The organism is Bdellovibrio sp. HCB290, from assembly GCF_047305925.1.
Lineage (GTDB): Bacteria > Bdellovibrionota > Bdellovibrionia > Bdellovibrionales > Bdellovibrionaceae > Bdellovibrio.
In genome coordinates, this window is sequence record NZ_CP178620.1 from 816,736 (window position 1) to 842,677 (window position 25,942).

27 protein-coding genes and 1 tRNA gene are annotated in these 25,942 nt (G+C 46.8%); 10 read left to right on the forward strand and 18 right to left on the reverse strand.

Annotated elements, in window-relative coordinates; translation table 11 throughout:
* Positions 1–3: 3 nt before the first annotated feature.
* The 8 genes from ACLVWU_RS04070 to ACLVWU_RS04105 all read right to left on the reverse strand — a co-directional run bounded on the left by ACLVWU_RS04070 (position 4) and on the right by ACLVWU_RS04105 (position 5,455).
* Positions 4–174: a hypothetical protein gene (locus ACLVWU_RS04070; protein ID WP_413577544.1), complete on the reverse strand. Its 171-nt coding sequence runs from the start codon at positions 172–174 to the stop codon at positions 4–6.
* 226 nt (positions 175–400) lie between these two features.
* Positions 401–757, reverse strand: a complete 357-nt coding sequence (locus tag ACLVWU_RS04075) for a hypothetical protein (protein WP_413577545.1) — start codon at positions 755–757, stop codon at positions 401–403.
* Positions 758–812: 55 nt separating this feature from the next.
* Positions 813–1,106: a DUF883 family protein gene (locus ACLVWU_RS04080; protein ID WP_413577547.1), complete on the reverse strand. Its 294-nt coding sequence runs from the start codon at positions 1,104–1,106 to the stop codon at positions 813–815.
* 127 nt (positions 1,107–1,233) lie between these two features.
* Positions 1,234–2,061, reverse strand: a complete 828-nt coding sequence (locus ACLVWU_RS04085) for an MlaD family protein (protein ID WP_413577548.1) — start codon at positions 2,059–2,061, stop codon at positions 1,234–1,236.
* Positions 2,045–2,635: a paraquat-inducible protein A gene (locus ACLVWU_RS04090; RefSeq protein WP_413577550.1), complete on the reverse strand. Its 591-nt coding sequence runs from the start codon at positions 2,633–2,635 to the stop codon at positions 2,045–2,047. Before ACLVWU_RS04090 ends, ACLVWU_RS04085 begins: the two co-directional genes overlap by 17 nt.
* An 8-nt stretch (positions 2,636–2,643) precedes the next feature.
* Entirely contained in the window at positions 2,644–3,690 is a 1,047-nt protein-coding gene (locus tag ACLVWU_RS04095; RefSeq protein WP_413577551.1) for an SDR family NAD(P)-dependent oxidoreductase, read from the reverse strand.
* Positions 3,691–3,808: 118 nt separating this feature from the next.
* A complete protein-coding gene (locus ACLVWU_RS04100; RefSeq protein WP_413577553.1) occupies positions 3,809–4,777 on the reverse strand; it encodes a hypothetical protein in 969 nt (322 codons plus the stop codon).
* Between the two features lie 297 nt (positions 4,778–5,074).
* Positions 5,075–5,455: a hypothetical protein gene (locus ACLVWU_RS04105; protein ID WP_413577554.1), complete on the reverse strand. Its 381-nt coding sequence runs from the start codon at positions 5,453–5,455 to the stop codon at positions 5,075–5,077.
* Positions 5,456–5,605: 150 nt separating this feature from the next.
* Between ACLVWU_RS04105 and ACLVWU_RS04110 the strand changes: the two genes are divergently transcribed.
* The gene (locus ACLVWU_RS04110) at positions 5,606–6,355 is read left to right on the forward strand and encodes a TIGR02147 family protein (RefSeq protein WP_413577555.1); all 750 of its coding nucleotides are present in this window, start codon (positions 5,606–5,608) and stop codon (positions 6,353–6,355) included.
* Here ACLVWU_RS04110 and ACLVWU_RS04115 read toward each other — a convergent pair.
* Positions 6,352–6,816: a hypothetical protein gene (locus ACLVWU_RS04115; RefSeq protein WP_413577556.1), complete on the reverse strand. Its 465-nt coding sequence runs from the start codon at positions 6,814–6,816 to the stop codon at positions 6,352–6,354. The two genes, ACLVWU_RS04110 and ACLVWU_RS04115, sit on opposite strands and share 4 nt — an antisense overlap.
* Positions 6,817–6,971: 155 nt before the next feature.
* Between ACLVWU_RS04115 and ACLVWU_RS04120 the strand changes: the two genes are divergently transcribed.
* Both ACLVWU_RS04120 and ACLVWU_RS04125 read left to right on the forward strand, forming a co-directional pair.
* Complete coding sequence (locus tag ACLVWU_RS04120) at positions 6,972–7,865, forward strand: polysaccharide deacetylase family protein (RefSeq protein ID WP_413577557.1); 894 nt, start codon at positions 6,972–6,974, stop codon at positions 7,863–7,865.
* Positions 7,865–8,542 (forward strand): hypothetical protein, encoded by a 678-nt coding sequence (locus ACLVWU_RS04125; protein WP_413577558.1) that lies wholly within the window; start codon positions 7,865–7,867, stop codon positions 8,540–8,542. Before ACLVWU_RS04120 ends, ACLVWU_RS04125 begins: the two co-directional genes overlap by 1 nt.
* Before the next feature lie 64 nt (positions 8,543–8,606).
* Here the strand turns inward: ACLVWU_RS04125 and ACLVWU_RS04130 are convergent, their stop codons facing one another.
* Both ACLVWU_RS04130 and ACLVWU_RS04135 read right to left on the reverse strand, forming a co-directional pair.
* Positions 8,607–9,260 carry a thermonuclease family protein gene (locus tag ACLVWU_RS04130; protein WP_413577560.1) on the reverse strand — a complete coding sequence of 218 codons (654 nt, stop codon included), beginning with the start codon at positions 9,258–9,260 and terminating at the stop codon, positions 8,607–8,609.
* 88 nt (positions 9,261–9,348) lie between these two features.
* Entirely contained in the window at positions 9,349–10,884 is a 1,536-nt protein-coding gene (locus ACLVWU_RS04135; RefSeq protein WP_413577561.1) for a hypothetical protein, read from the reverse strand.
* A gap of 269 nt (positions 10,885–11,153) precedes the next feature.
* On the opposite strand from ACLVWU_RS04135, the gene ACLVWU_RS04140 reads away from it, so the two are divergent.
* Genes ACLVWU_RS04140 through ACLVWU_RS04150 form a run of 3 tightly spaced genes read left to right on the forward strand, consistent with a single transcriptional unit; the run spans position 11,154 to position 15,979 of the window.
* A complete protein-coding gene (locus ACLVWU_RS04140; protein ID WP_413577562.1) occupies positions 11,154–12,737 on the forward strand; it encodes a YiiX/YebB-like N1pC/P60 family cysteine hydrolase in 1,584 nt (527 codons plus the stop codon).
* A 9-nt stretch (positions 12,738–12,746) separates the two neighbouring features.
* A complete protein-coding gene (locus ACLVWU_RS04145) occupies positions 12,747–13,931 on the forward strand; it encodes a hypothetical protein (protein ID WP_413577563.1) in 1,185 nt (394 codons plus the stop codon).
* The gene (locus ACLVWU_RS04150; protein ID WP_413577565.1) at positions 13,928–15,979 is read left to right on the forward strand and encodes a phospholipase D-like domain-containing protein; all 2,052 of its coding nucleotides are present in this window, start codon (positions 13,928–13,930) and stop codon (positions 15,977–15,979) included. The genes ACLVWU_RS04145 and ACLVWU_RS04150 overlap by 4 nt, the downstream gene beginning before the upstream one ends.
* 14 nt (positions 15,980–15,993) lie before the next feature.
* Here ACLVWU_RS04150 and ACLVWU_RS04155 read toward each other — a convergent pair whose 3' ends face one another.
* Complete coding sequence (locus ACLVWU_RS04155) at positions 15,994–16,380, reverse strand: septal ring lytic transglycosylase RlpA family protein (protein ID WP_413577566.1); 387 nt, start codon at positions 16,378–16,380, stop codon at positions 15,994–15,996.
* A gap of 210 nt (positions 16,381–16,590) precedes the next feature.
* Between ACLVWU_RS04155 and ACLVWU_RS04160 the strand changes: the two genes are divergently transcribed.
* Positions 16,591–17,709 carry a DegT/DnrJ/EryC1/StrS family aminotransferase gene (locus ACLVWU_RS04160; RefSeq protein ID WP_413577568.1) on the forward strand — a complete coding sequence of 373 codons (1,119 nt, stop codon included), beginning with the start codon at positions 16,591–16,593 and terminating at the stop codon, positions 17,707–17,709.
* A 179-nt stretch (positions 17,710–17,888) separates the two neighbouring features.
* Positions 17,889–18,731, forward strand: a complete 843-nt coding sequence (locus ACLVWU_RS04165) for a trypsin-like serine peptidase (protein WP_413577569.1) — start codon at positions 17,889–17,891, stop codon at positions 18,729–18,731.
* Here the strand turns inward: ACLVWU_RS04165 and ACLVWU_RS04170 are convergent.
* The 3 genes from ACLVWU_RS04170 to ACLVWU_RS04180 form a co-directional block, all read right to left on the reverse strand.
* The gene (locus ACLVWU_RS04170) at positions 18,728–18,934 is read right to left on the reverse strand and encodes a hypothetical protein (protein WP_413577571.1); all 207 of its coding nucleotides are present in this window, start codon (positions 18,932–18,934) and stop codon (positions 18,728–18,730) included. The two genes, ACLVWU_RS04165 and ACLVWU_RS04170, sit on opposite strands and share 4 nt — an antisense overlap.
* A gap of 86 nt (positions 18,935–19,020) precedes the next feature.
* On the reverse strand, positions 19,021–20,820 hold the full coding sequence (locus ACLVWU_RS04175; RefSeq protein WP_413577573.1) for a M3 family oligoendopeptidase: 1,800 nt from the start codon (positions 20,818–20,820) through the stop codon (positions 19,021–19,023).
* The gene (locus ACLVWU_RS04180) at positions 20,820–21,902 is read right to left on the reverse strand and encodes a hypothetical protein (protein WP_413577574.1); all 1,083 of its coding nucleotides are present in this window, start codon (positions 21,900–21,902) and stop codon (positions 20,820–20,822) included. Before ACLVWU_RS04180 ends, ACLVWU_RS04175 begins: the two co-directional genes overlap by 1 nt.
* Positions 21,903–22,050: 148 nt before the next feature.
* On the opposite strand from ACLVWU_RS04180, the gene ACLVWU_RS04185 reads away from it, so the two are divergent.
* The gene (locus ACLVWU_RS04185; protein WP_413577575.1) at positions 22,051–23,427 is read left to right on the forward strand and encodes a YncE family protein; all 1,377 of its coding nucleotides are present in this window, start codon (positions 22,051–22,053) and stop codon (positions 23,425–23,427) included.
* A gap of 34 nt (positions 23,428–23,461) precedes the next feature.
* Here ACLVWU_RS04185 and ACLVWU_RS04190 read toward each other — a convergent pair whose 3' ends face one another.
* Positions 23,462–23,827 carry a hypothetical protein gene (locus ACLVWU_RS04190; protein ID WP_413577577.1) on the reverse strand — a complete coding sequence of 122 codons (366 nt, stop codon included), beginning with the start codon at positions 23,825–23,827 and terminating at the stop codon, positions 23,462–23,464.
* A gap of 164 nt (positions 23,828–23,991) precedes the next feature.
* Here ACLVWU_RS04190 and ACLVWU_RS04195 point away from each other — a divergent pair.
* Positions 23,992–24,068, forward strand: a tRNA-Arg gene (locus tag ACLVWU_RS04195).
* A gap of 68 nt (positions 24,069–24,136) precedes the next feature.
* Here ACLVWU_RS04195 and ACLVWU_RS04200 read toward each other — a convergent pair.
* Entirely contained in the window at positions 24,137–24,985 is an 849-nt protein-coding gene (locus tag ACLVWU_RS04200) for a DUF4010 domain-containing protein (RefSeq protein ID WP_413577579.1), read from the reverse strand.
* Positions 24,985–25,887, reverse strand: a complete 903-nt coding sequence (locus ACLVWU_RS04205; protein WP_413577580.1) for a universal stress protein — start codon at positions 25,885–25,887, stop codon at positions 24,985–24,987. Before ACLVWU_RS04205 ends, ACLVWU_RS04200 begins: the two co-directional genes overlap by 1 nt.
* Between the last annotated feature and the right edge of the window lie 55 nt (positions 25,888–25,942).

Sequence of the window (25,942 nt, forward strand, 5' to 3'; positions counted from 1 at the left end):
CGTTTAGTACATCGAAGGGGTCTGACGACTGCGTGGCGACTCTATGGAATCATCATAAGGAATATCAGCAGAGGTTTCCTGTTCCCAACCGCGCGGTTGTTTTTGCCGGTTTTCTTTGGATGGTTTATTTGGAGTTTTCGCGGTGTTTTGTTTTTTCTTATTCTTGTGAGCCATAAATCCTCCTTGAACTACTATTTTCCAACTTTTTTCAGAGAGGGGAAACGTCCAATGTCATCGATCAAATTGAAGGCTGCCTTGTGTTGAATTTGGGGTAGAAATGAATGACGGAATGATGATTTTGAAGGATAGTCCTTGTTCCGCGCGGAGCTGGAGCGAATGAAAATGTTTGCGCCCCAGTCCCCAAGGGAATTTCTGTATCAACGAGTTTTAATGGGCTCCCTTAAGGAGCTTGCTCATCAGTACCCTCTTCGATAGTTCCGGAACCTTGAGTCCCTGCAGAACTTCGTGATTCTGTGCTGCTGGGTTTTTGCGATGAGGCCTGTTTCCAGGATGCGCTGTATTCCTCTTCGCTCATCGTTGTCTGAGTTCCGCAGCGGGCGATGATGTCGTCCAGACGTTGTTCAGTTTCTTCGTGAGTTAATCCTGTTTTCAGGGAAACCAAATCCGTGAGGGAATCATAGTTATGCTCGATCCGCTGAATGTCGTCGTCGCTAAGATTCGCCCATTTTTTTCGGACTTCCTCGGTCACCTGACTCCAGTTTTGGTCGTTCAATTGATGATCTTGTGGTTGTTCCATATAATCCTCCTCTTGCGATACAAGAAAGGGCGGAGTGTCTCCGCCCTTTGAGTCTTTAGTGACGTCGGCGAGAGATCATTCCCGCGACAAATCCCACGGCAGCAGCGCCCAGGACTGTGGCAATCGGATGATCTTTTACGAAGTCCTCACTTGTCTCATAGGCGTCCTGAGCTTTGTGTTTGATCGTTTCAAAACGATCATTCCATTCGCTTCTCAATTCAGACCGTTTGTCTGATAGTTGAGATTTAAGTTCCGACTTGGCTTCGCCGTACAGGTTTTTACCTGTATCAACTGCTTGTCTGCCAGTGGATTTGATATCGTTCATCAGTTCTCTTGGTGATTCAGCCATAGCACCCTCCTTGGTAATTCATAAGGCCTTGAGTTATCTTTATCACTTTTTTCGGTCAGCGCCAGAATTCATTCACAGAGTTGTTATCGTTCATAAACTCGACTATAGATTCGCCCAGTGTGGTACATCACTGCAGGACTGGATTCCATTTTTCCATTTCTTTGGGAGCATCGCCCAGAAGGACAAACGTGGTGCCTGCTTTGGCTTTTGCACCGGCATTAGTGGGAGTGGCAAACTCTATTCCGCCGCGCAAAAGCGCATCCACGGAATTCATTTTTACGAAAGAGTTGAACAGTCCAAGCTTTGCCTGAAAGCCCGCCTTGCGCCAGAAAACGGTATTGGTGCGAATCAATCGCGCGTACTCCCAGGGAACTCGGATCTGCACGTTAATTGTTTGTCCTGTTTTTGAAAGCGTCACTTTAGTAACGGTACCGACATTCATACCGCGATAGAACAAAGTGTCTCCGTCGCTGACGGAATCCAGTCGTAAGGCTTCAAGTTTAAACATCGCAGTCTCTTCCAGGGGATTTTTCAGGTCCGTACCGATACGGCCTTCAAAATTTTCAGTTTTACCACCACTTCCAGGAACTGCAGAAATGTAACTGCCCTCAACCAAAGTATCCAGTCCGCGAATCTCTTCGAAACTCACACGGGGAGTTTCAAGCCAGAACTTGGTGCCTTCATTGGCAAAATCCGACGCGTGCTTTTCCAGGCGCGCAATGATTTCAACATCTTTCTTATCGTGGGAAATTCGCACAGCAGTGACAACGCCGACCCGGACGCCGCGAAAGCGGATCTCTGTTTTGTCGGGACGAATGCGCGAACCTTCCTCAAAGCGAATTTTAATTTCTGGTCCCCGGGTTTCCAGATACTCGTAAAGCAAGTAACCTGAAATTCCGATCGCAAAAAATGGAAAGAGCCAAAAGTACCAGGTTGCACTAAGACTTTTTATCATAAGTGTTTTTCCATATAGTTGAAGGATCAAAGGCTGCCGATGCGATCATTGTGAAAATAACAACCAAAGCAAAAATCCAGGCTCCGGCACCGGGTTCAGCATGGGCCCAGGGGCCCATTTTCATGATCGCGACCAGAACAGCCAGAAGGAAGATGTCCAGCATCGACCAGCGTCCAATAGCTTCGACAATGTTATAAAGACGTGTTTTAAATTTTTCCTGTCCAGGAGTTTTGGCACTTAATCCCAGGTAAAAAAGAATGATCAGTTTGGCAAAAGGGATCAGAATGCTGGCCAGGAAGACGATGATCGCAATACCCCAGGAGCCACTTTGGCTTAACGTCACGATGCCTTCCCAAATGGTCGACGTGTTTTTGTTTCCGTAAACCTCTAATGACATGAATGGCAGCAAGTTGGCTGGCACATACAGAATCAAAGCCGAACTTGCACACGCAAGACTTAATGCCGACCCCGAACCCACCTGATTGTGGGTTCCACATTTTTTACACGCCACAAAGAACGAGGAGTCGGAATTGGGCAGAACTTCATCGCAGACTTTGCAGCGTTTGTCATTCATGGGACCCCTCAGTGCATCTGATCCGTTTGTGGGGGAATCTCGTTGTTGCGTTCTGCGGCTCTTTCACCAAGAGATGTTAGAACCGATCGACTGACCACGGATTCTGCATCTTTGCCTTCCAAAGTTGTTCTGAGGTCGTTCGTAGGGTTGGGTAGCATCCAGTTCGCAATTGAACCAAAGTCCGCATAAATTCCCGGGAAATGAGAATGAAACAGGGACATCACACGGGAAGGAGTCGACACATTGGTTTCGGCTTTGCCGGTCTTGATTGCAGCTACTATTTTTCGTGCGGCTCTTTCCGCACTCATCGTAATCAATGGGGCTGATGCCATCATTGAAAACCAGGCATGTTCTTTTTTAAACTGTCCCTTCACGCGGGCGTTGCGGGCAGATCCAGTTCGCATCAGACCAGGGCACACGGTTGTGACGTAGATTCCCTTGGGCATAAGTTCCAGGCGCAGACTTTCAGAATATCCCCGAAGGGCAAACTTGCCAGTACAGTACGCGGCGTGATGGGGGACGGGAACCATACCTCCTATAGAGGATATGTTCACAATGCGCGCGCCGCTTTTCATATGCGGTATGCAGGCCCGGTTCATGTAATAGGGCGCCCAAAAGTGAACGTCCAAAGAATCCTCGAAATCTTTTTTTGTGGTATTTGCGATGGGACTTGTGGTTATCACTCCGGCATTGTTCACGACAACATCGATCTTGCCAAAATATCGAAGAATTGCCGAGACCGCCTGATCCACTTGATGAGGTTTAGTGCAGTCGCACTCGATCGTTAAAACATCCGCTCCCGGTACAAAGAGCTCGACGATTTTTTTTGCCCGGGCGAGTTCTTCATTGTCACGGGCCAGAAGCGCCACGGAGGCACCTTGACGGACAAATTCCTTGGCCAGTACCAGTCCCAACCCCCGAGAGCCGCCAGTGATGGCAACAACGGCTTTTTTCATCGAACGAAAGCGAAGTTGGTCACGAACCATGGCGTATGTGAATCCACCAATAAGGCCAAATGTAAGACGTTTTAGGAATGAGCTACTGAGTGTATTCATAGGACACCTCTGCCCACATTTTAGAAGACAGAGCGGAGGTTCCCAGATCCAGTGCAAGAATGCAAAATCCCTGCAGTTATGCAGGGACTTTGCCAATTAAGAAGGAATGAAACTGCGACTATAGTTTAGAAAGGAATGAACCAAGTAATGAACCCACGATGGTAGTTACCACACTGGCTGCCGGGGAAGATGCACCAGCAACTTTGATTCCACCCATCAATGCAGTTAACAAAGTTTGCATCAACGCTGAAGATCCAGTGCCGCTTCCCACGATTGTGCTCAAGCCAGAGTTTGAACCCGAGGTGAAAGCGGAAATCAGGCTCTGCAAAGTTGTGGAGGCGTTGTTCGATCCACCCAACTTGGCAATCAACTGATTCAGTCCAGGCAAGGAACCTGAGCCCAGGCTGCTAAGAATAGTTTGCAGCACAGAGGAGGAGTTGCCAAGATTGCCGAGTCCCAGCACGGAACCCTTAGCAAGGCTTTCGACCACAGTTGCCAGACTGCTGACATCAAAATCTTTACCACTCAGTTTACCAAGAATGGCTTGGATGATGGTGTTGGCTGCAGTTGCTTGGCTGCTGGAGCCGATGCCTGCCAGTTTTAAATTAGAGAACAATGCCGAAGTCACTTTTTGAATAAGCGCCGTTGAAACTTCGTCTTCAGACAGATTCACCAGCGAGTTCAGTGTACTGTCGCCGATCAATCCCAGAATATTTGATTTGCTGACCAGGTCCGCAATATTCAATGTGCCGACACCTGTGGTTGCACCTTGAATCAATACTGGAATGATAGCAGATATATTATTGCTGTTTCCCAGATTGGCGGAATCAAGCGCAGTTTTTGCACTGGCAATAATCGCTGCGATCTGAGTTGCAGACAACTTTCCTGACGCTTGCACTTTCAGTTGGTCTTCAAGATCGCTGACCATGGATTGGGCTGCGACTTTTGGGGTGGAAATTGTTGGGGTGTTTTGTGCACCTTGTGAAGAGCTATCGGCAGAGGAACGTTCTAAAGTTTCAAAATTACTGCCACAGCCAATCAAACTTGTCGTAAGAGACAGTGTAAGTAATGAAGTGATTAATCTCATGGGTCCTCCGGTTATTGGTCCAGAAACAGAATAGAGGGAATCTGGAAAAATAAAAACGGGGGGAACCCGAACAAAATGGTCCTGTAAAAAGTTGCGACGAAAAGTAAAACCGTTTTTGCATACTTGACTCACAAAAATGGAAAATCAGGAAAATTCTGTTTTCTCTTTTTCCACTTTGTCTGCACATTCGGTGGTTTGTGTTTTGAAATCTGAGTAATGGCCGAGAAAATAATTTCTCAAAAGGAAACGAAGTACAAAGAAAAAGGCACTGGGTTTCCAGTGCCTTTAAGTTTTTAATTATCTATTGCAGTTTTCCAGGCGCTTGTTTTGCACCGTGATCGGGCGCTCTTTGCGAACATCCCAAACATCGTAGGTATATTGTGTATAAGTATCATCAAGCTGAACTTTGCGAAGCACAGTTCTAGTACAAACCGGGCGAGATGAATCGTTACGGTTCCATTGAACGCATACTTCTTTATCCGCAAGCATAGGTACCTTCATAGAGTGCTCTGGGTCGTGAACTTTTAAGGAGTTCGTGTCCTGCTCAACACATAGATTCTCGCGAACGATCTCGCCCTGTTGAGGGATGTAAGGGTTGGCAGATCGGTTATAAATGATCTCAGTCGCAGCAGACGCGAAAACAGGCGCCAAAAGCAATATAGACAGGAACAATTTCATCTTAGCCCCCTAGGGTGGTATGGGAAGGCATAGTTTTGACATATATGTTCTGACCAAACAAGAGACGGTTGCTGAAAACCTTTCACAAGGTTTGTGAAAACTCCGTAAAAATGCCGAAGTACCCGATTTTTAAGGTATATATAGGCGCATATGACAAAGGCTGAAATCCTTAAATACAAAGACTACCGGCAGTTCCTGGCAGACTATAATGCCTGGAAGAGCCAGAATAAAGTAGGCTGGAGTTTGACGGTATGGACCCGTCAGTTGGGGCTTTCGCATCCTTCGGCTTTGTCGATGATTTTGAATCGCAAGCGTCACATTGGTGACAAGCTTGTGGAGTCCATGGCTGAATACTTCAGCTTTGATCAAAACGAAAAAGATCACTTCTCGAATCTGGTAAAATATGAAAAATCCATCGATAGCAGTGACCTGCGTATCATGGTTTTGAATCAGCTTCAGGGCGAGAAAAACAACGCCATAGCAAGATTCGTTTTAAACGAAGGTAACAAGCTTCAGAATTTTGAAAGCCGCGAGGCCCTGGCGCAGGTTTTGGGGCCGCTTTTGGGTATGAGCACCCAGGAAATCGTGGACTTGGAGTCGCGCACGCCGACGTCTCCGGATCCAAAAGCCATGCATCAGGAAATCGTGAAAATCCTGGAGCGCTCTTACGATGTTGTTCCTAAATCCCAACGTCAGTATTCAGCTACTTTCATGCGAATGAAAGCCGAACGTATGCAGGAAGCCATCGACAAGCTTCGCGCTTTCCAAAAAGAATTTATTGCAGAGTTCGATTGTGAAGAGGCCGACACAATGGTCTGTTTCCAAAACTCATTGTTTAATATGTTGAATGAAGCGGGGACCGCGAACGATCCCGAGCTTCCACATAATAAGAAAAACTAAGTATCACCGCACTCATCGCCCCAGGCTGCTTTCATCGAGCAAGTCGGATTCACATCGGTACCGCCCGTTCCATTTTTGTTAATGGTGCATTTCACTTCATTGGCGCTTTCATGAACGTGTCCTGTCGTTGCATCAGGCATCACACCCATCTCAGACATTGCATCAAATAAAGCTTTTGCCGTAATTGGCCCGACACCGGCTGGCGGAGTGCATACATAGGCTGGCATTAAGTCGGGAAGTACTCCACGGTTGGTTTGTGTGCATTTTAGTTCCGTGATTGTCCAGGTTGTGTCGTCGCCATTGGTGGTTTTCTGAGCGATGGCCGAATTTTTTAGTATATATCCCAAAGTAACGGCTTCATCCCCTTTAAATGTTCTAGAGGACATATCGCCGCAGGCAGCGGAAGCGATCTCAGAGGTTAGTAAAAGGCCCAAAGCACCCAAAGTAATTTGTTTCAGCATGTGGTCTCCTTGTGAATAGCAGCATCATGCCATTCACGAAGAATTCGTTTTAGTCCAGTGCAGAGAAAACATATTTTGGCGGATATCAGCGAAAATGGTGTAATGAAGAAATGAGATTTAGCTGGTTTTTCAGTCTGATTATTTTAGTAATACCTTTGAGTGGCAAAGCTCAATCGGCTGATGATATTATTGCGGAGCTGGCAAAGTCCCCTGTGGATGACAGCATGAAAGTGGACAAAAAGATTTGTTCTGGCGGTAAATCATATCCCGTACATTTGTCATTTGACGATGGGCCGAGTCCCACCATTACGCCACGAGTTTTGGACATACTGAAAAAAGCAAATATCAAAGCAACATTTTTTATTTCGACAGAATCCCTTGTAAAGGGAAAGCCCAAAGACATTAATGCCCGAAAAGAATTGATTGAGCGCATGAAGCGGGAGGGGCACACCATCGGTTCCCATTCCTATGCCCATATCGAACACGCCAATTCAACGACAACATCGCAGCAATCGATGATGGAAAATCTGAAGAAGTCATTTGTGGAAATGGACAAATTGAATTTGCCAAAGCCTCTCCCTTTCCGATTCCCCTATGGCAGTGGCTGGAACGTGGAGTCAGTTCCGGCAAATCAGAAGATGGCAAATTTCGCAATGAATGCGATCAAAGGCGCTGGCTACTATCCTTTTCATTGGGACATTGATACAAAGGACTGGAGTAAAATTAAACGCAAAGCACTTCCTGTCTCGGCGCTGGAACAGATCTGTTCCTCAAAGGGGGGAGTTATGCTTATGCACGATGTCCATAAGTGGACCGCGGACAACCTACCGGTGTTGATCGAATCGGTCCGCCAATCAGGTCATACATTTGTGTCTGAACCTGAGATTCGGGATTACTCGGAAAATAGAGCATCGAAACCCCTTGTATCACTTGCGGATCACTTAGGTGGCCCGCAAGGGTGTGTTTATGTGGGACATCTTGATCGGGCAGGGTCAAAATGTAATACTGGTAACAACAGAAATACCGGCAACACGGAAGGCGTTCAATAATGAAAGTTCTAGTTTCAGGATTGTTAATTTTATTCGCAGGAATTCAATCACAGGCGGCGGCGGTCATACAATCAGCTTCTAATATTCATAACGGCAAAATTATTGTTGCGGTGGATATTACGGATCCTGCACGCCGGGTCTTTATGGAAGTGGACGCTCGTTCGGGTAAAAAAGAGAGCCTGGGTTTTCCGAATGATTTGGTATCTGAAGATATCATGGCAGTAGTTTCTTTGCCGGAGTATGTTGTCGTGCTTTCCCAGTGGACGTCCGGAGATGGCAGAAAGCCGAAAGTGCATGAGTACGTCAGAAGTTCTAAGATCTGGATGGCGGCAGGGGACTTGAACTGTCTATCCTTTGACCAAATTGAAATTGAAAAATCAGAATTGCGCGTTCAGTGCGCGGACGAGAATAAAGAAGGTCTTGCAACGGGTCCTGTGAAAATGGCTCTAGACTTCACGGCGAAGTCTGCTGTTAAAGTGAACCTGCCAATTCAAGAGGCTTCTTCAGGAGCTGTGGGTTTTGTTCTTAAGGGTGGTTCCATGTTCAAATGGGCTTCCATGGAAGTAACGTCAGGGAAAGCTAAAAAATCCTACTCGGCAGAAGATCTGTCGTTGTCGTCGGATGCTAAGATCAAAAAAACGATCAAAGTGAAAGAGACTATCGGCCCGAAAGAATAATCCAAATAGAGCTGAATGCCTAAAAACAAAAAAGCCATCCTGGGTAGGGATGGCTTTTTTAGTTTCAGAAGAACTTGTATCCAAGATGGATCGCCAGGTTCTTGTCCGAGAAAAACGCTCTTCTCCAAACCGGAACTTTGTAGGAGTCCTCGGGGAAGTAAAGCATCTTGGTTTCGATATCGCCCACGAAGTTAGTTCCCGTAAAATTACGTGAACTCATGCGGAAGTCATAGGGGGCCGAGACATTGGCGTAACGAGGGGAGAATAGGCCCCTTTGGTTTTCCACAGCGTTACGGCTGGCGTCGCTGTAGGCCCCGATCAGGCTCTTATCAAAGGGATAAATGAAGTAAAGATAGCCCCAGCCCTCTTCCAGAATAGAAAGATTGATTTCCACGTTATTGTAAAACACGCGGCCCAGGATGCGGCTGTGCTTGTCGTGGCCGTTGTCGTCGTAGACGACCGTCACCTTGCTGCCTGGGGGAACCAGGCCTGCCACGAAGTCACGGGCTACGTCAGCGGACTCGCCCTGGCTGTGACCAAAGTAATCGACTTCAGGAGTGTCAACGCCAAGAAAGCGCACTTTAACTTTTTGAGATCCCACCTGAACATTGAGCGTGTCACCGTCGTGAACGTTGGTAACCGTGCCTTGCAAAGTGTAGCCATGGCTAAATAATGGAAGAAAAAGCAGAAGAGATAAAAGTGATTTAATTGACGTCATACGTTCCTTTTATCAATTCCGAGAGCAGGAGCCTATGTGAACTCCTGCCTTGGAAATAATTGCGGGACTGTATGAATGTTGGACAGCCTTATTCGACGATATCCAGGTACACAGAGCGATCCAGGAACGGGAAGACCGGTACCGTATTGAAGACTTCATCGTAAGTGAACTTAAACTTATTCAAGCTCATGATTGAAACCTCAGCGATGACTGTACCAGAAACATTTCCTTCGTAACGGCTGTGGATCAGTGGTGCATTTAACAGAATGCGCTCGAACGAAACACTGCGCCCTTCGGTGCGGCAGCCAGCATCGTAAAGAACACCTTTCTTAGCTTCGATCAGTGCAGCCTCGGCCAGGATCGTGTCGCCGAATGCCTTAGGATTGCTGGAAGCGCGGATGAAATTGCCTGGTACCGTCCAGAACGAAGAGTAACGGTTCACCAATGAAGATGTTCCGTAACCAGTTGGGTTGAGTGCATAGTTATCTGTCGTGTTGCAGTAGTTGCCATTCTTTTTAACTGTGCCCAATCCAAGGCTGATGGACTTGCTGCTGGTGATTTGTAAGTTACGAGTCGTATCGTTATTTGAGTAAGTGATAGCGCCATAGATGAATACGGAACCCATCACATAAAGGCGGCAGCCAGTTTTCGAGTTGATGGTCAGATTTTCCAACAGCAAAGGCCCGCGAACCGCGAGGTCACCTTCACAGTTCAGTGTTCCGCTATTTTGAAAGAAAGTACCTTCATCTTTAAGGCCCGACAATGCCACGGCTGCGTCAGAGTCTTTGAAATACTTCATGCGTTCAGTGGATGTCAGCTGGAATGCTGTCGAAATGTTCGCATCTGTTGGCGCACCAATGTACACGCTTTTCTTTTCCTGAACCTGAGCACCTTTTGAAGTGGCATAAATGGATTTTGCCAATTGTGATTTTAAGTAAGCGGCCAGAGTGCTGGTCCCGGATTGTGTGGCAATGGCAGTCGGCAATGGGGCCTGAGGCACGATGATGGATTTATCAGCCGGGATCGCAACGGTATAGAAGTTATTACCGTGGTCACCATACACGGACCCGCTGGTCCAAGTGATGTTGGACGGGGACCCTTGTGCCATGAAGTAGCTGGAGCTGAACCCAAAGTCAGTGACGATATTGGAGGCCACTTGCGCATGACATTGAATGCAACCCATTCCGCGGATCGCCAAGGCGGGCTTGAACTGCTGGAATGCATTGCCCACGCTGGCCTTGATATTGAACTGGATGGCAACGCCTTCCTTGTCAGTGACAGTCGCCAGAATATTGTCGGTACCGCGAAAACCATAGTTCGGAGAGTATTTAAATTTATATGTCGCCAGATCCAGGATTTCGATTTTTCCGTTAAGTGCAGCACCGTTGTTAACGGCAATAAATGTGATCTTATCTGCCACCGGCGCAGAAGTGATATCTGCCACAAAATCGATGGCAGTATTCATTTTTGTTTCTACTATAATGTCAGGAATGGCTTTGGCTCCAGCACCGGCATTCGGAGTTTCGCTCGCAAGACTTGAGAAATGAGCCTGTGGTGCACAGTTTTGAAACGTCAACACGAGTGCGGCACCAGTTACGATGAAGCCTAGCAGTCTCATTTTCATACGATCATTCCCCTTACCTCACGTACAACAACGGAAGTCACTGAAGCTAAATGCAATTTTGTTACCATCTTAGCTCTATCGTAGTGCACATGGTGTTCATAATTTTAGACAGTGTCTGTCAGGTATTCATTTCTAGGCTTAGGGCCAAACAGAGGAAACTATTGGTTTAACGTAAGTCTGGTCCTTCTAACAGTTTTGTGTGTCTTAGCAGTTTCGGACCTATTAATATGAAGGAACACAAATAAAAATGGACTTATTGGGGGAAAAACATGCGTTTTAGTTTGGTTTCACTGTGTCTTGTGCCTTTGGTATTTTCAGCTTGTACATCTCAACGGGATACCACGGAGCGCGCACCAGCCGCTGCAAGCTATGTAGATCCCCAATATTATGACCATCAGATTCTGTTCTCTGAGGCACTGACTTTCAGATCGAAAGCTTTGCAGTTTGCTCAGGAAAAGAAGATGGGTGAAAGAAGTGATGTCAGCTTCAGTCGCTCTGAAGGTGAGTGGGTTCGTAAGATGGGCGCTGACTATCTGATCACGCGCCAAAAGCTTTTGGACTATACTTTGCCAGTGGCTGCAAACTTTGCAGATCCAAACAAAGTGAAACTAACACCTTATCTGGGAACCAAAACCGAGAAAAAAGAGCGAGTTCGTCAAAAGGATGTATGGGAAGCTTATCAGGTTCTGAATATTGATCCCAAAGATCCACAGGGTGAAAAAGAGATTTTCAAAACTCAGATGGCCTTGGCGTCTGCGTTGATCCTAATGGACAACTTCCTGGTTGCGATTCAGCCGTATAACAATATTGATTCCATTCGTTATGTTTTGAACTATGACGTAGAACAAAAGAAAGCCTTACAGAAAGTTGCTGACAGCTACACAAGTCGCGAAAGACGTGAGCAGATTCGCTCTGCGATTGAATTTGTTGATGGCGTGATGGCATGGCGTAGGGCCCAAGGTGTTTCGACCAGTCCGGAAGAAGCCAATTTGTACGGAATGATTCAATCCAGTATTTGGTATGTAGCCGTTAAGAATAATAAAGAAGGTTCGACATTCGAAGATGCGGTGGCAAATCTGTGGAATCGTCTAACTTCCCGCGGGAAACGCGGCGCACGTGTGGTCTCCTATGGCGTTAGTATGGGTTTCGGTAATATGGTGGGCCTGGTGGAGTCACGCAAAGGCTATCTTTACAACATGTCCTTGAATGAAAAGAATAAATTGATTGCAGAGATGAAGCCGCTGGACATTCTAATGGAGAAAACTCCGTTCCGTCTGACGGATAAAATGATCCCGGGTCACTATGGTCACGTGGCAATTTGGCTGGGCACTGAAGCTCAATTGAAAGATCTGCGTGTTTGGGATCAGTTGCCACGTAATGTTCAGGACAAAATCCGTTCTGGTCACCGAATCGTGGAAGCGCTAAGACCGGGTGTTGAGATCAATTCACTGGATCATTTCCTGAACATTGATGACTTCCTGGTGATTCGTGACACTCGCTCCAACATTACTGACGAGTATCGTCGTAAAGCCATCCTTCAGGCAGTGGCGCAAATCGGTAAAGAGTATGACTTCAACTTTGACGTTCATACTCACACTCGTATCGTCTGTTCGGAAATCGCCTATGTGGTTTTTGACGATGTGAAGTGGCCTTTGGAGAATACGTTGATGCGCTATACGATCAGTCCAGACAACGTGGCGCAGTTAGCAGTGGGTAATCAAAGACTGTTTGATCCGGTAATCATGTATTACGGTGGACGCCGTGTTTATAAAGATCTGCCACGCTCTTTGGAGCTGTTGTTGAAGGCCGATGACGCTCACTATGCCGAGTTCTCAAAACTTCAGGGAATCTAGAGGTTCACTTTGAAAAAGCCGTTGATTTTAAGTCTGTGCGCCGCCGCAATGGTGGTGCACTGTTCGCATCAGGAAGTCCGCAAACCCAGCAGTTTGCCAAATGTTTTCACAGAACGTGAAACTCAAGCCCTGGGGCAAATTCTTGGTGGCGATTCTCCCACTGAAAAATTTCGCAGAGTGATGACAGTTGATTTTAATACTAACGGCGATGCGAAGCATCTGTCTGAAACTGCAAAACAATCGTTACAGAACGCTTTGGCTAAAACCCTGGGTGAAGAAAATCCTCAGCAGGGCCTGGCGAAACTGGCGATGGGCAATATCAAAGAAGAAGTGATCGAAAACTTCATCAAAACTTTGAAAGTTTATAAGCTGATCAATTTAGGTCTGCAATTCGATTTGAATTTTGCCCCTAAGCCCTATGCCGCGAACTTCGGTCCGGAGCTTTCCAGCAATCAGCTGGTAAGACTGGATGAAGTCGGTGGTCTATCCAAAAAATGGTCGCTGTTGGAATCCCAAGGTTTCACTCAGCAGATCTATGCGAACTCGGTTTTGGTGAATAAGGATCAAAATGCTGACTATGTTGGCGGTCAGATCAGTATTTTTATTGAAATTCTGGATACGAAACCCAAGTTGGGCCTTCCAAAAATCACAAAAAATGGTGTGAAGGGATATGTTCGTTACCGACGCTATTTCCGTGTTAATCCCACATTAAGCGCGGGAACTTGCAATGGCTTTGGCAGTGTAGTTGCTGTCAGCGGTAATGTTCCGGTGTTCTACACAGTTGATGTTTATAAAAACTTTGATTTGAAAAATCTTATTCCTACAGAGGAAACCCTGGAAGTGTATCCAGGTTTGATTGCGGCCACCCAAGAGGGGCGTCCGGAGTTATTGCCAGAATCCAGCGATAAGTATTCATCGGTCTCAACGATGCGCTACATGGTGAACCAAAAGAAGATGATGGCTCATTCTGAATTCTTGGTTAAGAAATTGGTCTACGATTTAAAAGGGCGCAAATTCGATGTTGAGCGCAGCGAGATCGAAATGACTTCATTCAGATCATGGGCAAAGAATCCCCGCGCAAATGAAGAGTCAGAGGTAAAATCCTCGGCGCGCAGGGAGTTTTTTAACAATTGCCAGGGTGTTTTAGAAAAACAGCTGATGCTGAATCAATTGGTTCCAGGAGGCATTCTATGATGAAAACGGGTGTCCTTGGATTGGCTGTTCTATTTTCCGTTCAAAGCTTTGCGCAAACCGCAACGGTATCGTTGAAGGAACGCATCGAAGCGATGGATTTTTACAAGCAGAATCACGATGTGATGTTCCTGGCTGAATCCTGCCGTCGTCCGGAGACTTTGCTTGCGGAAATTCGCAAGCTGGCTCCGAAGTCACAGGAGCAGGCGCTGGGATTTGTAAAGCAATATGAAAACCAGGTGCCAGAGAAAGTTCTTTTACCTTTGGTTTATTGGAAGTTTGTGAAGCCGCAGCCAAGCAACGAGCAGCGTGTTTTGAAGTTCTGGTTGCAAACACGTATTCAGGCTTTGCGCGACTACGCAGATCATCCTTTAAAGGGGGATCGCGGCTCCCAATCACGGGCCCGACAGTTGGCAACAAGCTACGCCAGCTCGGGTGCTTTGACATTGAACTCGCCTCAATTGATTGAGAATTTAAGAAAGCAATTCCCGGAAATGGATCCTTATAGCCTGGTTGCAGGCGGCTTTGTTCCTGGTAACAAGGTGGAAGTGGTCAGTCACAATACGGTTTCTCCAGAGCACATTGACTGGTTTAACGAACGTTCTATTTTTAACGGTGGCAAGCTTGATTTCACGAAACCCTATATGAAAATGCCAATGACGGTCGCAGACGAAGGCCATCCGGCATTTAAAGACCCGATGTTTGCACGAATTCGCGACATGATCGCGAGCAGTCAGCAAAGTATCTTTATTGATATCTTCCTGTTTGGCGGAACAATGGGCGGCACGCTCAGTAAGTTCCTGTTGGATCAAACATCATTAAAGTTAAAGGCCAATCCGAATTTCAAAGTTCTGGTTCTGCATGACTATGCGACGAACTATAATATGAAAGACGAAATGATGCCGGTATTTCAATACATGAAAGACCGGGTCAGTGCGGACCCATCGTTGCGTTCTGCAGTTTATTTGATGCAGGCAAATATCCAGCGTCATCCACCGGGAATTCCGTTTGGAATCACAAATCTGGTGCCGAAGACGGATGAAACCTTCAAAGCACTGGAGAAACGAAATACTTACTATGAATCCAAGATCGACCACAGCAAGGTGATTGTGATCGATGCTGAAGGGGATGCTCCGCAGGCTTACTTTGGATCCAAGAACTGGTCTGACCACAGTGGTGGCTATTACTACGATAATGCCCTGTATGTGAAGGGCCCGGCTGCAGCGTTAGTGCAAGCGGCTTACTATGACGATGTAGACGCGGCGTTGACCATGAATCCACAGGAACGAAAATGGTTCTATTATAAGGAGCAAGGATTCTCGAATGAGGCATACTTGCCACAGCGGGAAAAGATTCTTTCCTGGTTCAAATTAAAGCGCACAAGCTTCCCAGTAGTGGGTGATCAAGTTGTGCGTTTGGCGGAAGCCAATGTTGACGGGAAGATTAAAGACGTGCGCAACATGCTGGTGGATATGATTTCCAAAGCGGAAAAGAACATCTACATGGAGCAGCTGTTTATTTACGATCCTTATATCAACGATGCGTTGATGAAGCGTAAATCCCAGGTGCCGGGCCTTAAGATTAAAATTCTGGCGGATCACAACGGTAACTTCGACATGGGCGGCCTTCCAAACACCTTGTATCTTGAGCAGTTGATGGAGCACGGTGTGGAGGTCAAAGCCCGCAAGACTTTGGGAACTGAAGCTCGTTTTCCAAACGGGAAGACCCAGGTCTATCACCAGGAGAATCATCGCAAGATCACTTCCATTGATGGAAAAACCATGATGGTCGGTTCATCGAATTTGAATCCGGATACATTGCAAGGCAGCTTCCGTGAGTTCGGGGCGCAGATTTTCGACACTCGTGAAATCGGTCGATTCGAAAAAGAATTTATCGCAGCCTGGAATGATGGCGCGCAAACCGGTCCCTTCTTCGAAGGTCAGCTGAAGCTGAAAGTTTTAGGGCAGGAGTTAAGCGTCGAGCAAAGCAAGCTTCTGAATGATTTGGGTGCTGCCATCTTTAGAGCCAAAGACGACATCGAGAAAAGATAAAAAGTAATCCCCGGTTATCTGCCGGGGATCGAAAGCACTTCAATTTTGACCTGATCCACACCTTTTTGAATCATGCCCAATTCCTTGGCAGCCGCTTCTGAAACATCAATAATGCGGCCTTTGCTAAAGGGACCCCGATCATTAATTCTGACTGTCACTGACCTGCCTGAAGAGAGGCTGGTCACCTTCACTTTGGAACCCATGGGAAGGGACCGATGGGCTGCCGTCATTTCGGTCATATCGAATTTTTCGCCGCTGGCGGTGCGATTGCCATGGTGGCTTTCACCGTACCAGGAAGCCTTACCCTTGGCGACGCTGCCAACTTGCAGGGCATGGGCACAGCCTGGGAGGCTTAGCCCCATCAGCAATATTAAAAGCGGCAATCGAAGTCTTTTTCGCATAATACTTTATCGGCATTTCCCTCCCGCAGCTTGATTTTCTGGACGATGGATAAGGTTTCGAGGCTGTTGTGTTGTCTATAAGCACCACTCGTGTGCAGAAAGCTACAGTGCCGAAGCCCCACAACGCGCAGCCCTTGATTGCACAAATGAATTTCTTGGAGGAAAATCTTAGGTATAGCTTTTACTTTAACCTTGAATGAGAGAGTTCATATGAGCATTCAACAAGTTCCATTTATTACTTTGAATCGTTTCGAACCTGGTTTCCGTGATGAGTTTTTGGCAGGTGTTGCCAACCTTTTTGATAAAACTCAATTCGTCGGCGGCCCTATTGTTGGCGAAATGGAAGCCAATTTAGCTGCATACACTAAATCCAAACATGCAATCGGTTGTGCGAATGGAACAGATGCCATTCAAATCGCACTTCGCGCAGTGGGTGTGGAAAAGAACGATAAAGTTCTGGTTCCAGACATGACTTTCTGGGCAACTTTCGAGGCTGTTATTAACGTGGGCGCAAACCCTGTGACAGTGGACGTGAACAAAGAATTCTGCCACTGGGACCTTGCAACTTTCAAACAAGCGGTAACACAGTTCAAACCTAAAGCAGCGATCATGGTTCACCTTTACGGTTGGGTCACTCCGGAAACTTTGGAGATCAGAAAATTCGCCAAGGAAAACGGCGTTACTTTGATCGAAGACGGCGCTCAATGTTTCGGTACAGAGATCAATGGTCAGTCCGTACTGGGCACTGCTGAAATTTCAACTACCAGCTTTTACCCAGCGAAAGTTTTGGGTGCTTCTGGTGACGCGGGCGCAATTTTTACGGCGAACGACACTTTTGCGAAAAACTGCCGTACTTTGATCAATCACGGTCGCACGGATCACTACTCTCACGGTATGATCGGTTGGAACTCCCGTATTGGTGCTTACGAATCTTTGTTCCTGAACATGTCTTTGAAACACATTGATGCGCGTATTAAGTCCCGCATGAACGCTGTTAAATTCTATGAAGAGTCCTTGAAGGGCCTTCCGTTGAAGCCAGTACGTGCGGCTTCCACAGTAACAGAAAACGGTTATTGTGCAGTGGCGATGATAGATCCAAAACTTCGTCCGGCTTTGATCGAAAACTTGAAAAAAGCCAACGTGGGTTACGGCACGATCTATCCAGGGGCTATGAGCATGCAATCCGGTGCTCAAGGTCACCTTGCTGGAAAAATCGACAACGGCAACGCCCATTACATCTCCCAAGCGGTATTGAATCTTCCTTGTTATGCCTACATCACTCCTGAAGAGCTTCAGTACGTGGTCGACGTGGTTAAAAAGTGCTTCTAGTTCTTTTTAAATAGGGAAATGAATAAAGCCGGGCCTGAATCCCGGCTTTTTTTATTCGAGTTCTTCCTCTGATTCGTGACACGTCACTTCATAATTACACAGCAAAACGCGCCGCGCATATTCGACTTTCCGTTGTGACTTCAGGGGCTTGTGGATACGCTTTCTGGCGAGGGGGACTCATGAGATTTTTGCTATCTTTAATTACTGTAATGACAGTTTCTTCACTTGCACATGCATTGCCGCTACCAAAGGGTCAGCTGCCGCTTTCATTGCCTGCGAACTTTACAGCTGAATACAACTTCGAGGGGATTGTTGGTTTGGATAACTGTTCTGGTTCATTGATTCGTTTTGAAAACTCACGCGACACTGACAACGCGATGGTGATGACGAATGGTCACTGCCTGGAAGTGGGCTTTCCAAAACCAGGAACTTTCGTATACGGCAAACCTAGCCGCCGTACTTTTAAATTGTTCAATGCAGGTATGCAGGTTGTGGGTCGCTTGACCGCAAACACGATCATCTACGGAACAATGACTAAAACGGATATGGCGATCTATAAGTTGAATGAAACTTATGGCCAAATCCTTTCCCAATACGCAGTGAACGCGATGACTTTGTCATCTCAGCGTCCAACAGAAAGAACTCAAATCGAAGTTATCTCTGGTTACTGGAAGCGCGGTTACGCTTGCGAGATCGAAGCCTTCATTCCTCAGTTGAAAGAAGCAGGCTTCACTTGGGAAGACTCTATCCGTTATTCCCGTCCGGGCTGCCAGGTGATCGGTGGAACTTCAGGTTCTCCAATCATTCAAAAAGGCACACGCACTGTGATCGGTATCAACAACACGGGTAACGAATCAGGTTATATGTGTGAGATGAACAATCCATGTGAAGTGGATAAAGACGGAAACCAAAAAGCTTACCGCGGTTACTCATACGGCGAGCAAACTTACTGGGTTTACTCGTGCTTGAACCAAAACAACGAGGTCGATGTTAACGTTCCTGGTTGTCAGTTGTTCCACTAAGAAGCTTCGTCGCTGGCCTTTGGCGGGCGCAAATCCTCGATTTTTACGTTATTTTTTCGCGGAGCACGTTTGTGCTCCGTTTTTTTTTCGGGACGATCCCATTCGTCTTCGCCGCGCAGACGGCTCATAGTCAGTTCGTCCATCTCTTTGATAAATTCATATGACTTCAGAACGGCATCTTTGATTTGACTTAGAATCCGCATGGGGGTTGCATCTCCCGGGGTAAGGGTGGAAGCATCATTGTAGATTAGCATCTCCACCCTTTGGGATTTTTAATGTTCAACCGGACCTAGATCAGGGATTCAAAGTGAGAAATTTTTGATTTCACCACATCGATGGACTTTTGCCAGAAGGCTGGCTGAGTGATGTCTTCCCCCAGGTGCTTCATGATCAGCTCTTCAGCGTTCATGCGGCCTGTGTCGCGCAAGATGGCTTTATACTTGTCCATAAAGCTTGCGCCCAATTCCTGACGGCGGGCATAGATGCTAAGCGAGAACAAGTAGCCGAACGTGTACGGGAAGTTGTAAAAGCTTAGATCTGCAATATGAAAGTGCAGTTTGTGAGCCCAGAAAAGTTCGTCGGCCCCTTCAGTGCTGTCACCATACCATTCAGTCCACACAGTTTTCATTAGCTCACGAAGCTCCTGGGCGCTTAACGTGCGCTCTTTACGGGCTTCATAAAAGCGATGTTCAAAATCGTAGCGGACCGGGATGTTGACCAGAAAAGCCATAGCGCTTTCAAGGTCGCCCCAGGCATTTTCAATCTTCTCTTCTGAAGATTTAGCTTTGCTCATCAGAGCATCGCCCAGGACAGTTTCCGCAAAGACGCTGGCAGTTTCTGCCAAAGTCATTGGATAGTTTTGTTCTCCCAAGGACATATCGCGCATAACCCAAGCGTGGAAACCGTGGCCCAACTCGTGCGCCAAAGTTCCAATGTCACTGTTGGATCCCATGTACGTCATATACACGCGAGGCTCCTGAGTTTTCAAAAAGCCTGTGCAATAGGCGCCGGTGCGCTTGTTCGGAAGAATACGACCTTCGATCCAATTCTTATCAACCATCATTTGCACGAAGTCCGCCATCTCGGGGGATACGTGCGCGAAAGCATCACGGACAATCTTCGCACCTTGTTCAAAGGGAATGGCGGCAGGGGAGGCCGCGATCGGACTTGGTGCCATCAGATCCCAAAGTGCCAAACGATCTTTCTTCATAACCTTGGCCATAAGGAGGCCGGCTTTCTGAATGTCTTTCGTGTTGTTCTTGCACGCCGAAATCATCGCATCCAAAGTTGCCTGCGAAATTCGATTGTTGAAGAGTGGATCATTCATGAATGTCTTAGGCTTGGTGTGGGAGCGCTTCTCAGCCTCCTCCAGGCGCCAACCAGCCAGGGCGTTTACGATAGCAGCAGCGCTGTGCTGGTGTTCGTTCCACGCTTCTTGAATGCCCAGCCAGGCGACTTTGCGATCCAACTCGTTGGCAGTCTTTGTCAGGGCACTGGCTTTTGCCAGTCCTACAGTTTCCGTGCGATCCGGGTATTTCAATTGCACACGGATATTGCCGCTAAGCTCATCGTACAACTCGCCCCAGGCAGAGTGTCCTGAAACTTCCAGGCTTTTTAGCAAAGTCTCCTGGGCTTCAGGCAGGCTGTAAGTAGCTATCACGCGGTCTTGTTCGAAAATAAACTGATAGGGTTTTATTTTCTCGTGATTCAAAACTTTTTTGAAAACGGATTCTTCGCAATGCTGCAAGAACAAGCGTAACGGAACCATGGTCTGTGAAAACTTTGAATTGAAAATGTCCAACTCAGAACTTTTTATTTTTGCTTCGGCATTACTGGAATCAACAGAAAGGCTGCAGGAAAGATAGGTCCCTAGAGTCGCACCCAGGATCGAGGTCTGTTCATCCATCAGCAGAATATTTTGAATCTGGGAGATGGTTTTGTCCGTGGGGTTTGCGAACTGTGGCTTTAGTTCTGCGATATTTTTTTGCAACGACTCAAGATCCGAATGAATGGTGTTCCAGTCGGCTTGGAATTCTTTGGAAGAAATGGAAGGGTAAACTGATTCAATATCCCAGGTAGGTCCGTTCATTAGTAGTTCTCTTTCTTCATCAGTCTTACGTAAGTGATTACAAGTTGTTCGAATTCCGGGTAGCGCAAGACCTTCAATAGATCACCGCTTTGGGTTTGTTGTCCATGCCATAGACCCAGGCGGTTGGCAATATACAGCGACATCTGGCGGCCGTCTTCGATATTTCCTTCGTCCTCAAAATCCAGGTAGGGCTTCAGGCGTGCTCGCATCAGGAATTGTCCCGCTGGCGTCGCGACGATTTTGTAAGGCCCATAGACTGTCCCCGCCGGTCGATAGATTTCCGCAACTGGGGGAAAGCGTTCGACCGGTGTGCCCTGGTAAGAATAAAAAGAAGTCGCGGCATCCACTTCCAATTTGAATTCCATGATGTAGCGGGTTTGATTTCTTTGGATCAGGTACCAATAGCGGGGGAGGCCACTGCTGCCGCCACTTTTTTTGATTTTGTAACCAGTATCCAAAATCTGATATCCCGGCATCGAGGCTTCAAAGTAACCGCGGGCTTGATTGAATAACTCCTGCACCGACGCTGGTGCGTGAGAAAGGGGCTTTACGTCGGCCTTTGCGGAAAAGCGATTTTGCTTTGTCATTTTGTCCATGTATTGGCTCTGGCGCTCCAGATAGTCGGCATCACTGTATGAAAGAGCATCAGACAACACTTGCGGCTCACTCATTTGCAAGCCCTTCAGGCCCTGCACATAGGCATCAAAGATTTTGTTCAGTGAAATTTGATAAGGGGAAACTTGGTTCCCGGCAGCATAGCGAATCAGATCGCCCGCCAGTGGAGCATTAGCCCCGCCATCATCAAGGTCGATCAGCGCAAACTCGCGGCCCTGAGTCGCAAGTTGCACATCACTGAAATTCAGAATATGCGGGTCCCCGACAACAACGCCAGAAGGATTAAGAACAAGTGAATGTTGTGACTTTAACCAATTCCAAAAATGAGGGGCATTGGAGCGGAAAGCATCGAACAAATGATCTTCCCGCTGCCATTCAGAGCTTTGATCTGCACTGATGGAATCAGATGCAAACGCCGGTGTTCCACTAAATAAACCTAATGCAAGTGTCAGTATCAAAGTTTTCATGGGGCCAAATTTAACAAAGGCCCCATTCGAACACAATAGAGGGCCTTGGATTAAATCTGTGATGGGTTGGTCACGTTACAAGAACGTCAATTGTGGGACTTGGGGGTATCGGTCATAGTGGCTGGGTTTAAAAACAAAGGAGAACTGTATGAAGCAGCTGATTTTGGCTCTGGGATTGGTTTCGTATGCCTTCACCGCAGGCGCGACAGCCAAGGATTTAGAGGCTTATTCTTCCAAAGACTTTTTGAAAAAAATACTTCCAACGGGCTGTCAACCCAAGGGCGCTAAGATGGCTCCGGATGGCAAGTACCTTTATTTGGCGGAAATGTGTGGGAAGATCGATCCTAAAACAAAAAAGAGAGTACCGACTGCTTCTATCTATGACATTCAAAAAATGACCCTGGAAAAGACGCTGATTACTCCAGTGGGTATGCGCAATGGTATCCTGGCGAACACCGAAGTTGATTTCACCATCGATGGCAAATGGGCATTGATCGCGCGCGCTGAGGGCGATGAAGGTTCAGAGATTTACAAAGATCAGGGCCTGGTGACGGTCGTAAATACGAAAACTCAAAAAATCGCGAAGTACATTCCCACGTTTGGTCAGGGAGCAAAAATTATCGCTACACGTCCCGCAGTCAGCCGCATCAGAAACCCTCAGCAGATTGTCTATGTCGCCAATTATTTTTCTGACGACATCAGTGTGCTGGATTTAACCAATATGCAGGATGATGGAAAACTCAAGGGCGACAGTCTTTACGTAAAAAAGATCGATCTGCAAACGCACTTTAAACCACCGGTCAATCACGGATATAAAATTGCTCCGCGTGGAGTGGCCTTCACTCCGGATGGTGCGCGCGCCTTGGTGTTGAATACAGAATCGGGAAGTATCTTTGTTGTGGATTCAATCAATCACAGACAGCTGGCAGAGCTGGCGCCGATTGGAAAAGAATTGGCGGGCCGGGAGTTGAACGTGCGCCATATCGTCACTTCCAAAGACGGGCAGCTGGCATACCTAAGCCACATGCGAGGCAATGCTGTTTCCAGAATCAACATCAAAAAACTGATGCAAATGATCGATGCTTTGCCAAGCCAAGGCCCCGATGTGGTGTTGCCAGAATCAACTTGGAATGACTTGTTAGTTCCATTTGAAACTGCGACAGGGCCGCAAAAGATTCTGGTGCTTGAAGACTATCCAAAAGATCATCCGAACTTTCCAAACAAGAAATGGCCTTTGGCGCATCCAAACACCATTGTTCTGGATCCGATTCAGAATCGTTACTTGTATGTTTCTGCACGCACGACTACAGCCCCAGGCGACACCCATGTGGATTCGCGTATCGCTGGAAAAATTGATGTCGTGGATACGGTGAATGGATCCGTGGTGTTCACTTTTATCGGGGGCAGCCAGCCTACGGCGTTGGAAGTGACTCCGGATGGAAAAACTTTGATATCGAGTGCGTTGGTTGGTGCGAAGTTGTTCTTCTTTGATATCGGCAAGGTTTTAAAAATCTACGAACAATAAACGATAAAAGAAAAGGTCCCTCGCGGGACCTTTTTTATTTTGCACACTCTAGGTACTGAGTTGGCTCTGAGGGTTTTAGTCTTGTCACCTGGACAGACCTCACACCATCCGCCGCAAAGGGCTTCGTCACCAGAACCCGAAACTCCCAGCTTTTAAATTCCAGATTTTCGGAAGTGGCATTCAAGTAGGCACGCACCGGCTCTTTGGAAAGAATCAGATTGTCGATCGCAACCAGCCAAGTGGTGGACTGGAACTGTCGACCGTCCTTAAGGGTGCAGATCACGAAGTTGCCATCAGCATCCGTGGTTAGGTCGTCAGGGCTGATATCAGTTTCGCCAGGGGCCGCTACGGTCGCCAGGGAAGCTGTAAGCGTAAGCATCAGGGCAATTATGAATTTCATTCAGGCGCCTCCTAGAAGTATTCCTTCTTTTATAGTTCAGATGGTTTTCTTAGGCTAGGAATTAGTAACAACACGCGTTAATGAGCAAAAATTGCGGGCATGGGCTTGGATTTTAGGAATCAATTTGCTAGTTTGTGCCCCTTCAGCGATATTAGATCGCAAGTGGTTCCGTAGCTCAGCTGGATAGAGCATCTCCCTTCTAAGGAGAGGGTCGTACGTTCGAGTCGTACCGGAATCACCATTTTTCTACAGCCAATTCCTTAAAAAACTTAATCTACATTCCTGATGAATAGTATTCAGGAAGTTCAGTCAGGATATTCCGAAATTCACAGACATGCCCCACCCAATGCCTAGTGAAAAAATCAAGAGTATGCTGTATTTGACGACTTTATTTCTGAGGCGAGTATCTCCGAGAGAGATAACCAAGACCATTTTGGCCAAATAGGATGCCATCAGTCCCACTGCCAGCAAGTTCCCCAAGGTCTTCACAGTAATAAGTTCTTGCTGATGAAGTGCGACGTTTCCTATGACAGAACCATGAAATTCGAACAAACAAACCAAGAAAGTAAGCAGGAATTGTCCGGAATTACCTAAAACATTCTGCAAAACTTTGGACAAAATTAGAAATCCGGCAACGACAAATCCCAATGTTAATAGCGATTTGATATTCATGGTAGGGAGAGTGTTTTCCTGAAATGTAATTTCTCGCAATCTACGAATTCTTCCAGCCAATAGCACGATCGTTACTGCTAAAGGGCCTGCGAAGATCCAAACAAGACTCCAGTGCATTTCATCAAGACCTACATAAACTAAGACCAGTCCTTCAGCGGCCATTCCCAATAGGGCGCTCAAATACGAAAGACTCAAAAGGCGAATCTCATCTTCAGTTGAACGATGACTTTGTTTTGCCAAAGATGCGGAAAGAGCCGTGCTCGAAACCAGACCTCCAAAAAATCCCAGTAAAAATCCTCCGTGGTGTCCTTTGAAGAAATTCATGATCACATAACTAATAATTTGCAGAACAGTGAGAATCAGGAATAGCCGCAGGAGGCTGTAAAGGTTGATCAAACCCCAAGGGTCTATAGGTGCCTTTGGAACCAAAAGTAAGACTGCGAAAAGACCTATGGCAAAAAAGATATATGTACGAAGTGAATTCATCAGGAACGAATTACTATCACAGGAACCGGGGCATTCAATATCATTCTGCGCGCAGTGCTGCCTAAAAATACTTTAAGAAGTCGACTTCGACTGTGGGAGCCCATAACAATTAAATCGCAATCCTGCCAGTTTTGCTGTTGTAAGACTTTTACGACATCTTTCTCTTCGTAAGAAAGATAGGGAGTGACTTTGACGGCAGTTTGGCCAGAGAGAGACTTCATCTTTCTGGCCATGGACTCCTCCGCGTGCTCTTTAATTTCCTCCAAAAAGGCATCCGCTTTGGGAGAAACTATCCTTTGCGTAGAGACCATATCCTTCAGGCGCCGTATCGAGTCCCCAACAGAGTGGGCTAAGACAATATCTGCTGGTAATTTCTTGGCAAGTTGTAGAGCGTATCGCTCTGCTGGTCCACTGGCCTCGGTCAAATCTGTAACTACCAGTAGTTTGAGTTTTCCAGAAGCCTTTAGTTTAAATTTTTCGCTTAAAGCTTGCGGACCCAAGACCACAACCGGGTGTTTTGAGTTTCTAAGAACCTCTTCTGAAACACTTCCTAATAGTGCTGCTTTCAGCCCGCGATTGCCCCGAGTTCCCTGGACAAGCATTTCAACATCATTCTTACTGCGTTCTGATTTCAGAATCATCTCGGCGGGTTTGCCATTCATAATTTCCACTTTTGCTTCGGTCGAAAGCTGCTTTATCCAATCAGAGCCCGGGCCCAGCAGAGTCTCTTTTGTGGGAAAGAATTTTTTGGGAACATCGATGGCATACAGAATTTTCAAATTCATTTTAAGGCGTTTCGCGAGCTTAGTTCCCAGATCGATGAGTTGGTGAGATCGTGTCACGCCGGAATTTGATTCATTCGAAAAATCGGTGGCAATGAGTATTTCTTTTTTGCTAGCCATTTTGAGCTCCTTGATCCATTTTATGCGGACCTCGTGCGCGAAGCTATACGAGTTT

Coding starts and splice junctions, on each gene's coding strand:
- ACLVWU_RS04070 (WP_413577544.1), bottom strand. CDS start 174: ATGGCTCACAAGAATAAGAAAAAACAAAACACCGCGAAAACTCCAAAT.
- ACLVWU_RS04075 (WP_413577545.1), bottom strand. CDS start 757: ATGGAACAACCACAAGATCATCAATTGAACGACCAAAACTGGAGTCAG.
- ACLVWU_RS04080 (WP_413577547.1), bottom strand. CDS start 1,106: ATGGCTGAATCACCAAGAGAACTGATGAACGATATCAAATCCACTGGC.
- ACLVWU_RS04085 (WP_413577548.1), bottom strand. CDS start 2,061: ATGATAAAAAGTCTTAGTGCAACCTGGTACTTTTGGCTCTTTCCATTT.
- ACLVWU_RS04090 (WP_413577550.1), bottom strand. CDS start 2,635: ATGAATGACAAACGCTGCAAAGTCTGCGATGAAGTTCTGCCCAATTCC.
- ACLVWU_RS04095 (WP_413577551.1), bottom strand. CDS start 3,690: ATGAATACACTCAGTAGCTCATTCCTAAAACGTCTTACATTTGGCCTT.
- ACLVWU_RS04100 (WP_413577553.1), bottom strand. CDS start 4,777: ATGAGATTAATCACTTCATTACTTACACTGTCTCTTACGACAAGTTTG.
- ACLVWU_RS04105 (WP_413577554.1), bottom strand. CDS start 5,455: ATGAAATTGTTCCTGTCTATATTGCTTTTGGCGCCTGTTTTCGCGTCT.
- ACLVWU_RS04110 (WP_413577555.1), top strand. CDS start 5,606: ATGACAAAGGCTGAAATCCTTAAATACAAAGACTACCGGCAGTTCCTG.
- ACLVWU_RS04115 (WP_413577556.1), bottom strand. CDS start 6,816: ATGCTGAAACAAATTACTTTGGGTGCTTTGGGCCTTTTACTAACCTCT.
- ACLVWU_RS04125 (WP_413577558.1), top strand. CDS start 7,865: ATGAAAGTTCTAGTTTCAGGATTGTTAATTTTATTCGCAGGAATTCAA.
- ACLVWU_RS04130 (WP_413577560.1), bottom strand. CDS start 9,260: ATGACGTCAATTAAATCACTTTTATCTCTTCTGCTTTTTCTTCCATTA.
- ACLVWU_RS04135 (WP_413577561.1), bottom strand. CDS start 10,884: ATGAAAATGAGACTGCTAGGCTTCATCGTAACTGGTGCCGCACTCGTG.
- ACLVWU_RS04140 (WP_413577562.1), top strand. CDS start 11,154: ATGCGTTTTAGTTTGGTTTCACTGTGTCTTGTGCCTTTGGTATTTTCA.
- ACLVWU_RS04150 (WP_413577565.1), top strand. CDS start 13,928: ATGATGAAAACGGGTGTCCTTGGATTGGCTGTTCTATTTTCCGTTCAA.
- ACLVWU_RS04155 (WP_413577566.1), bottom strand. CDS start 16,380: ATGCGAAAAAGACTTCGATTGCCGCTTTTAATATTGCTGATGGGGCTA.
- ACLVWU_RS04160 (WP_413577568.1), top strand. CDS start 16,591: ATGAGCATTCAACAAGTTCCATTTATTACTTTGAATCGTTTCGAACCT.
- ACLVWU_RS04165 (WP_413577569.1), top strand. CDS start 17,889: ATGAGATTTTTGCTATCTTTAATTACTGTAATGACAGTTTCTTCACTT.
- ACLVWU_RS04170 (WP_413577571.1), bottom strand. CDS start 18,934: ATGCGGATTCTAAGTCAAATCAAAGATGCCGTTCTGAAGTCATATGAA.
- ACLVWU_RS04175 (WP_413577573.1), bottom strand. CDS start 20,820: ATGAACGGACCTACCTGGGATATTGAATCAGTTTACCCTTCCATTTCT.
- ACLVWU_RS04180 (WP_413577574.1), bottom strand. CDS start 21,902: ATGAAAACTTTGATACTGACACTTGCATTAGGTTTATTTAGTGGAACA.
- ACLVWU_RS04185 (WP_413577575.1), top strand. CDS start 22,051: ATGAAGCAGCTGATTTTGGCTCTGGGATTGGTTTCGTATGCCTTCACC.
- ACLVWU_RS04190 (WP_413577577.1), bottom strand. CDS start 23,827: ATGAAATTCATAATTGCCCTGATGCTTACGCTTACAGCTTCCCTGGCG.
- ACLVWU_RS04200 (WP_413577579.1), bottom strand. CDS start 24,985: ATGAATTCACTTCGTACATATATCTTTTTTGCCATAGGTCTTTTCGCA.
- ACLVWU_RS04205 (WP_413577580.1), bottom strand. CDS start 25,887: ATGGCTAGCAAAAAAGAAATACTCATTGCCACCGATTTTTCGAATGAA.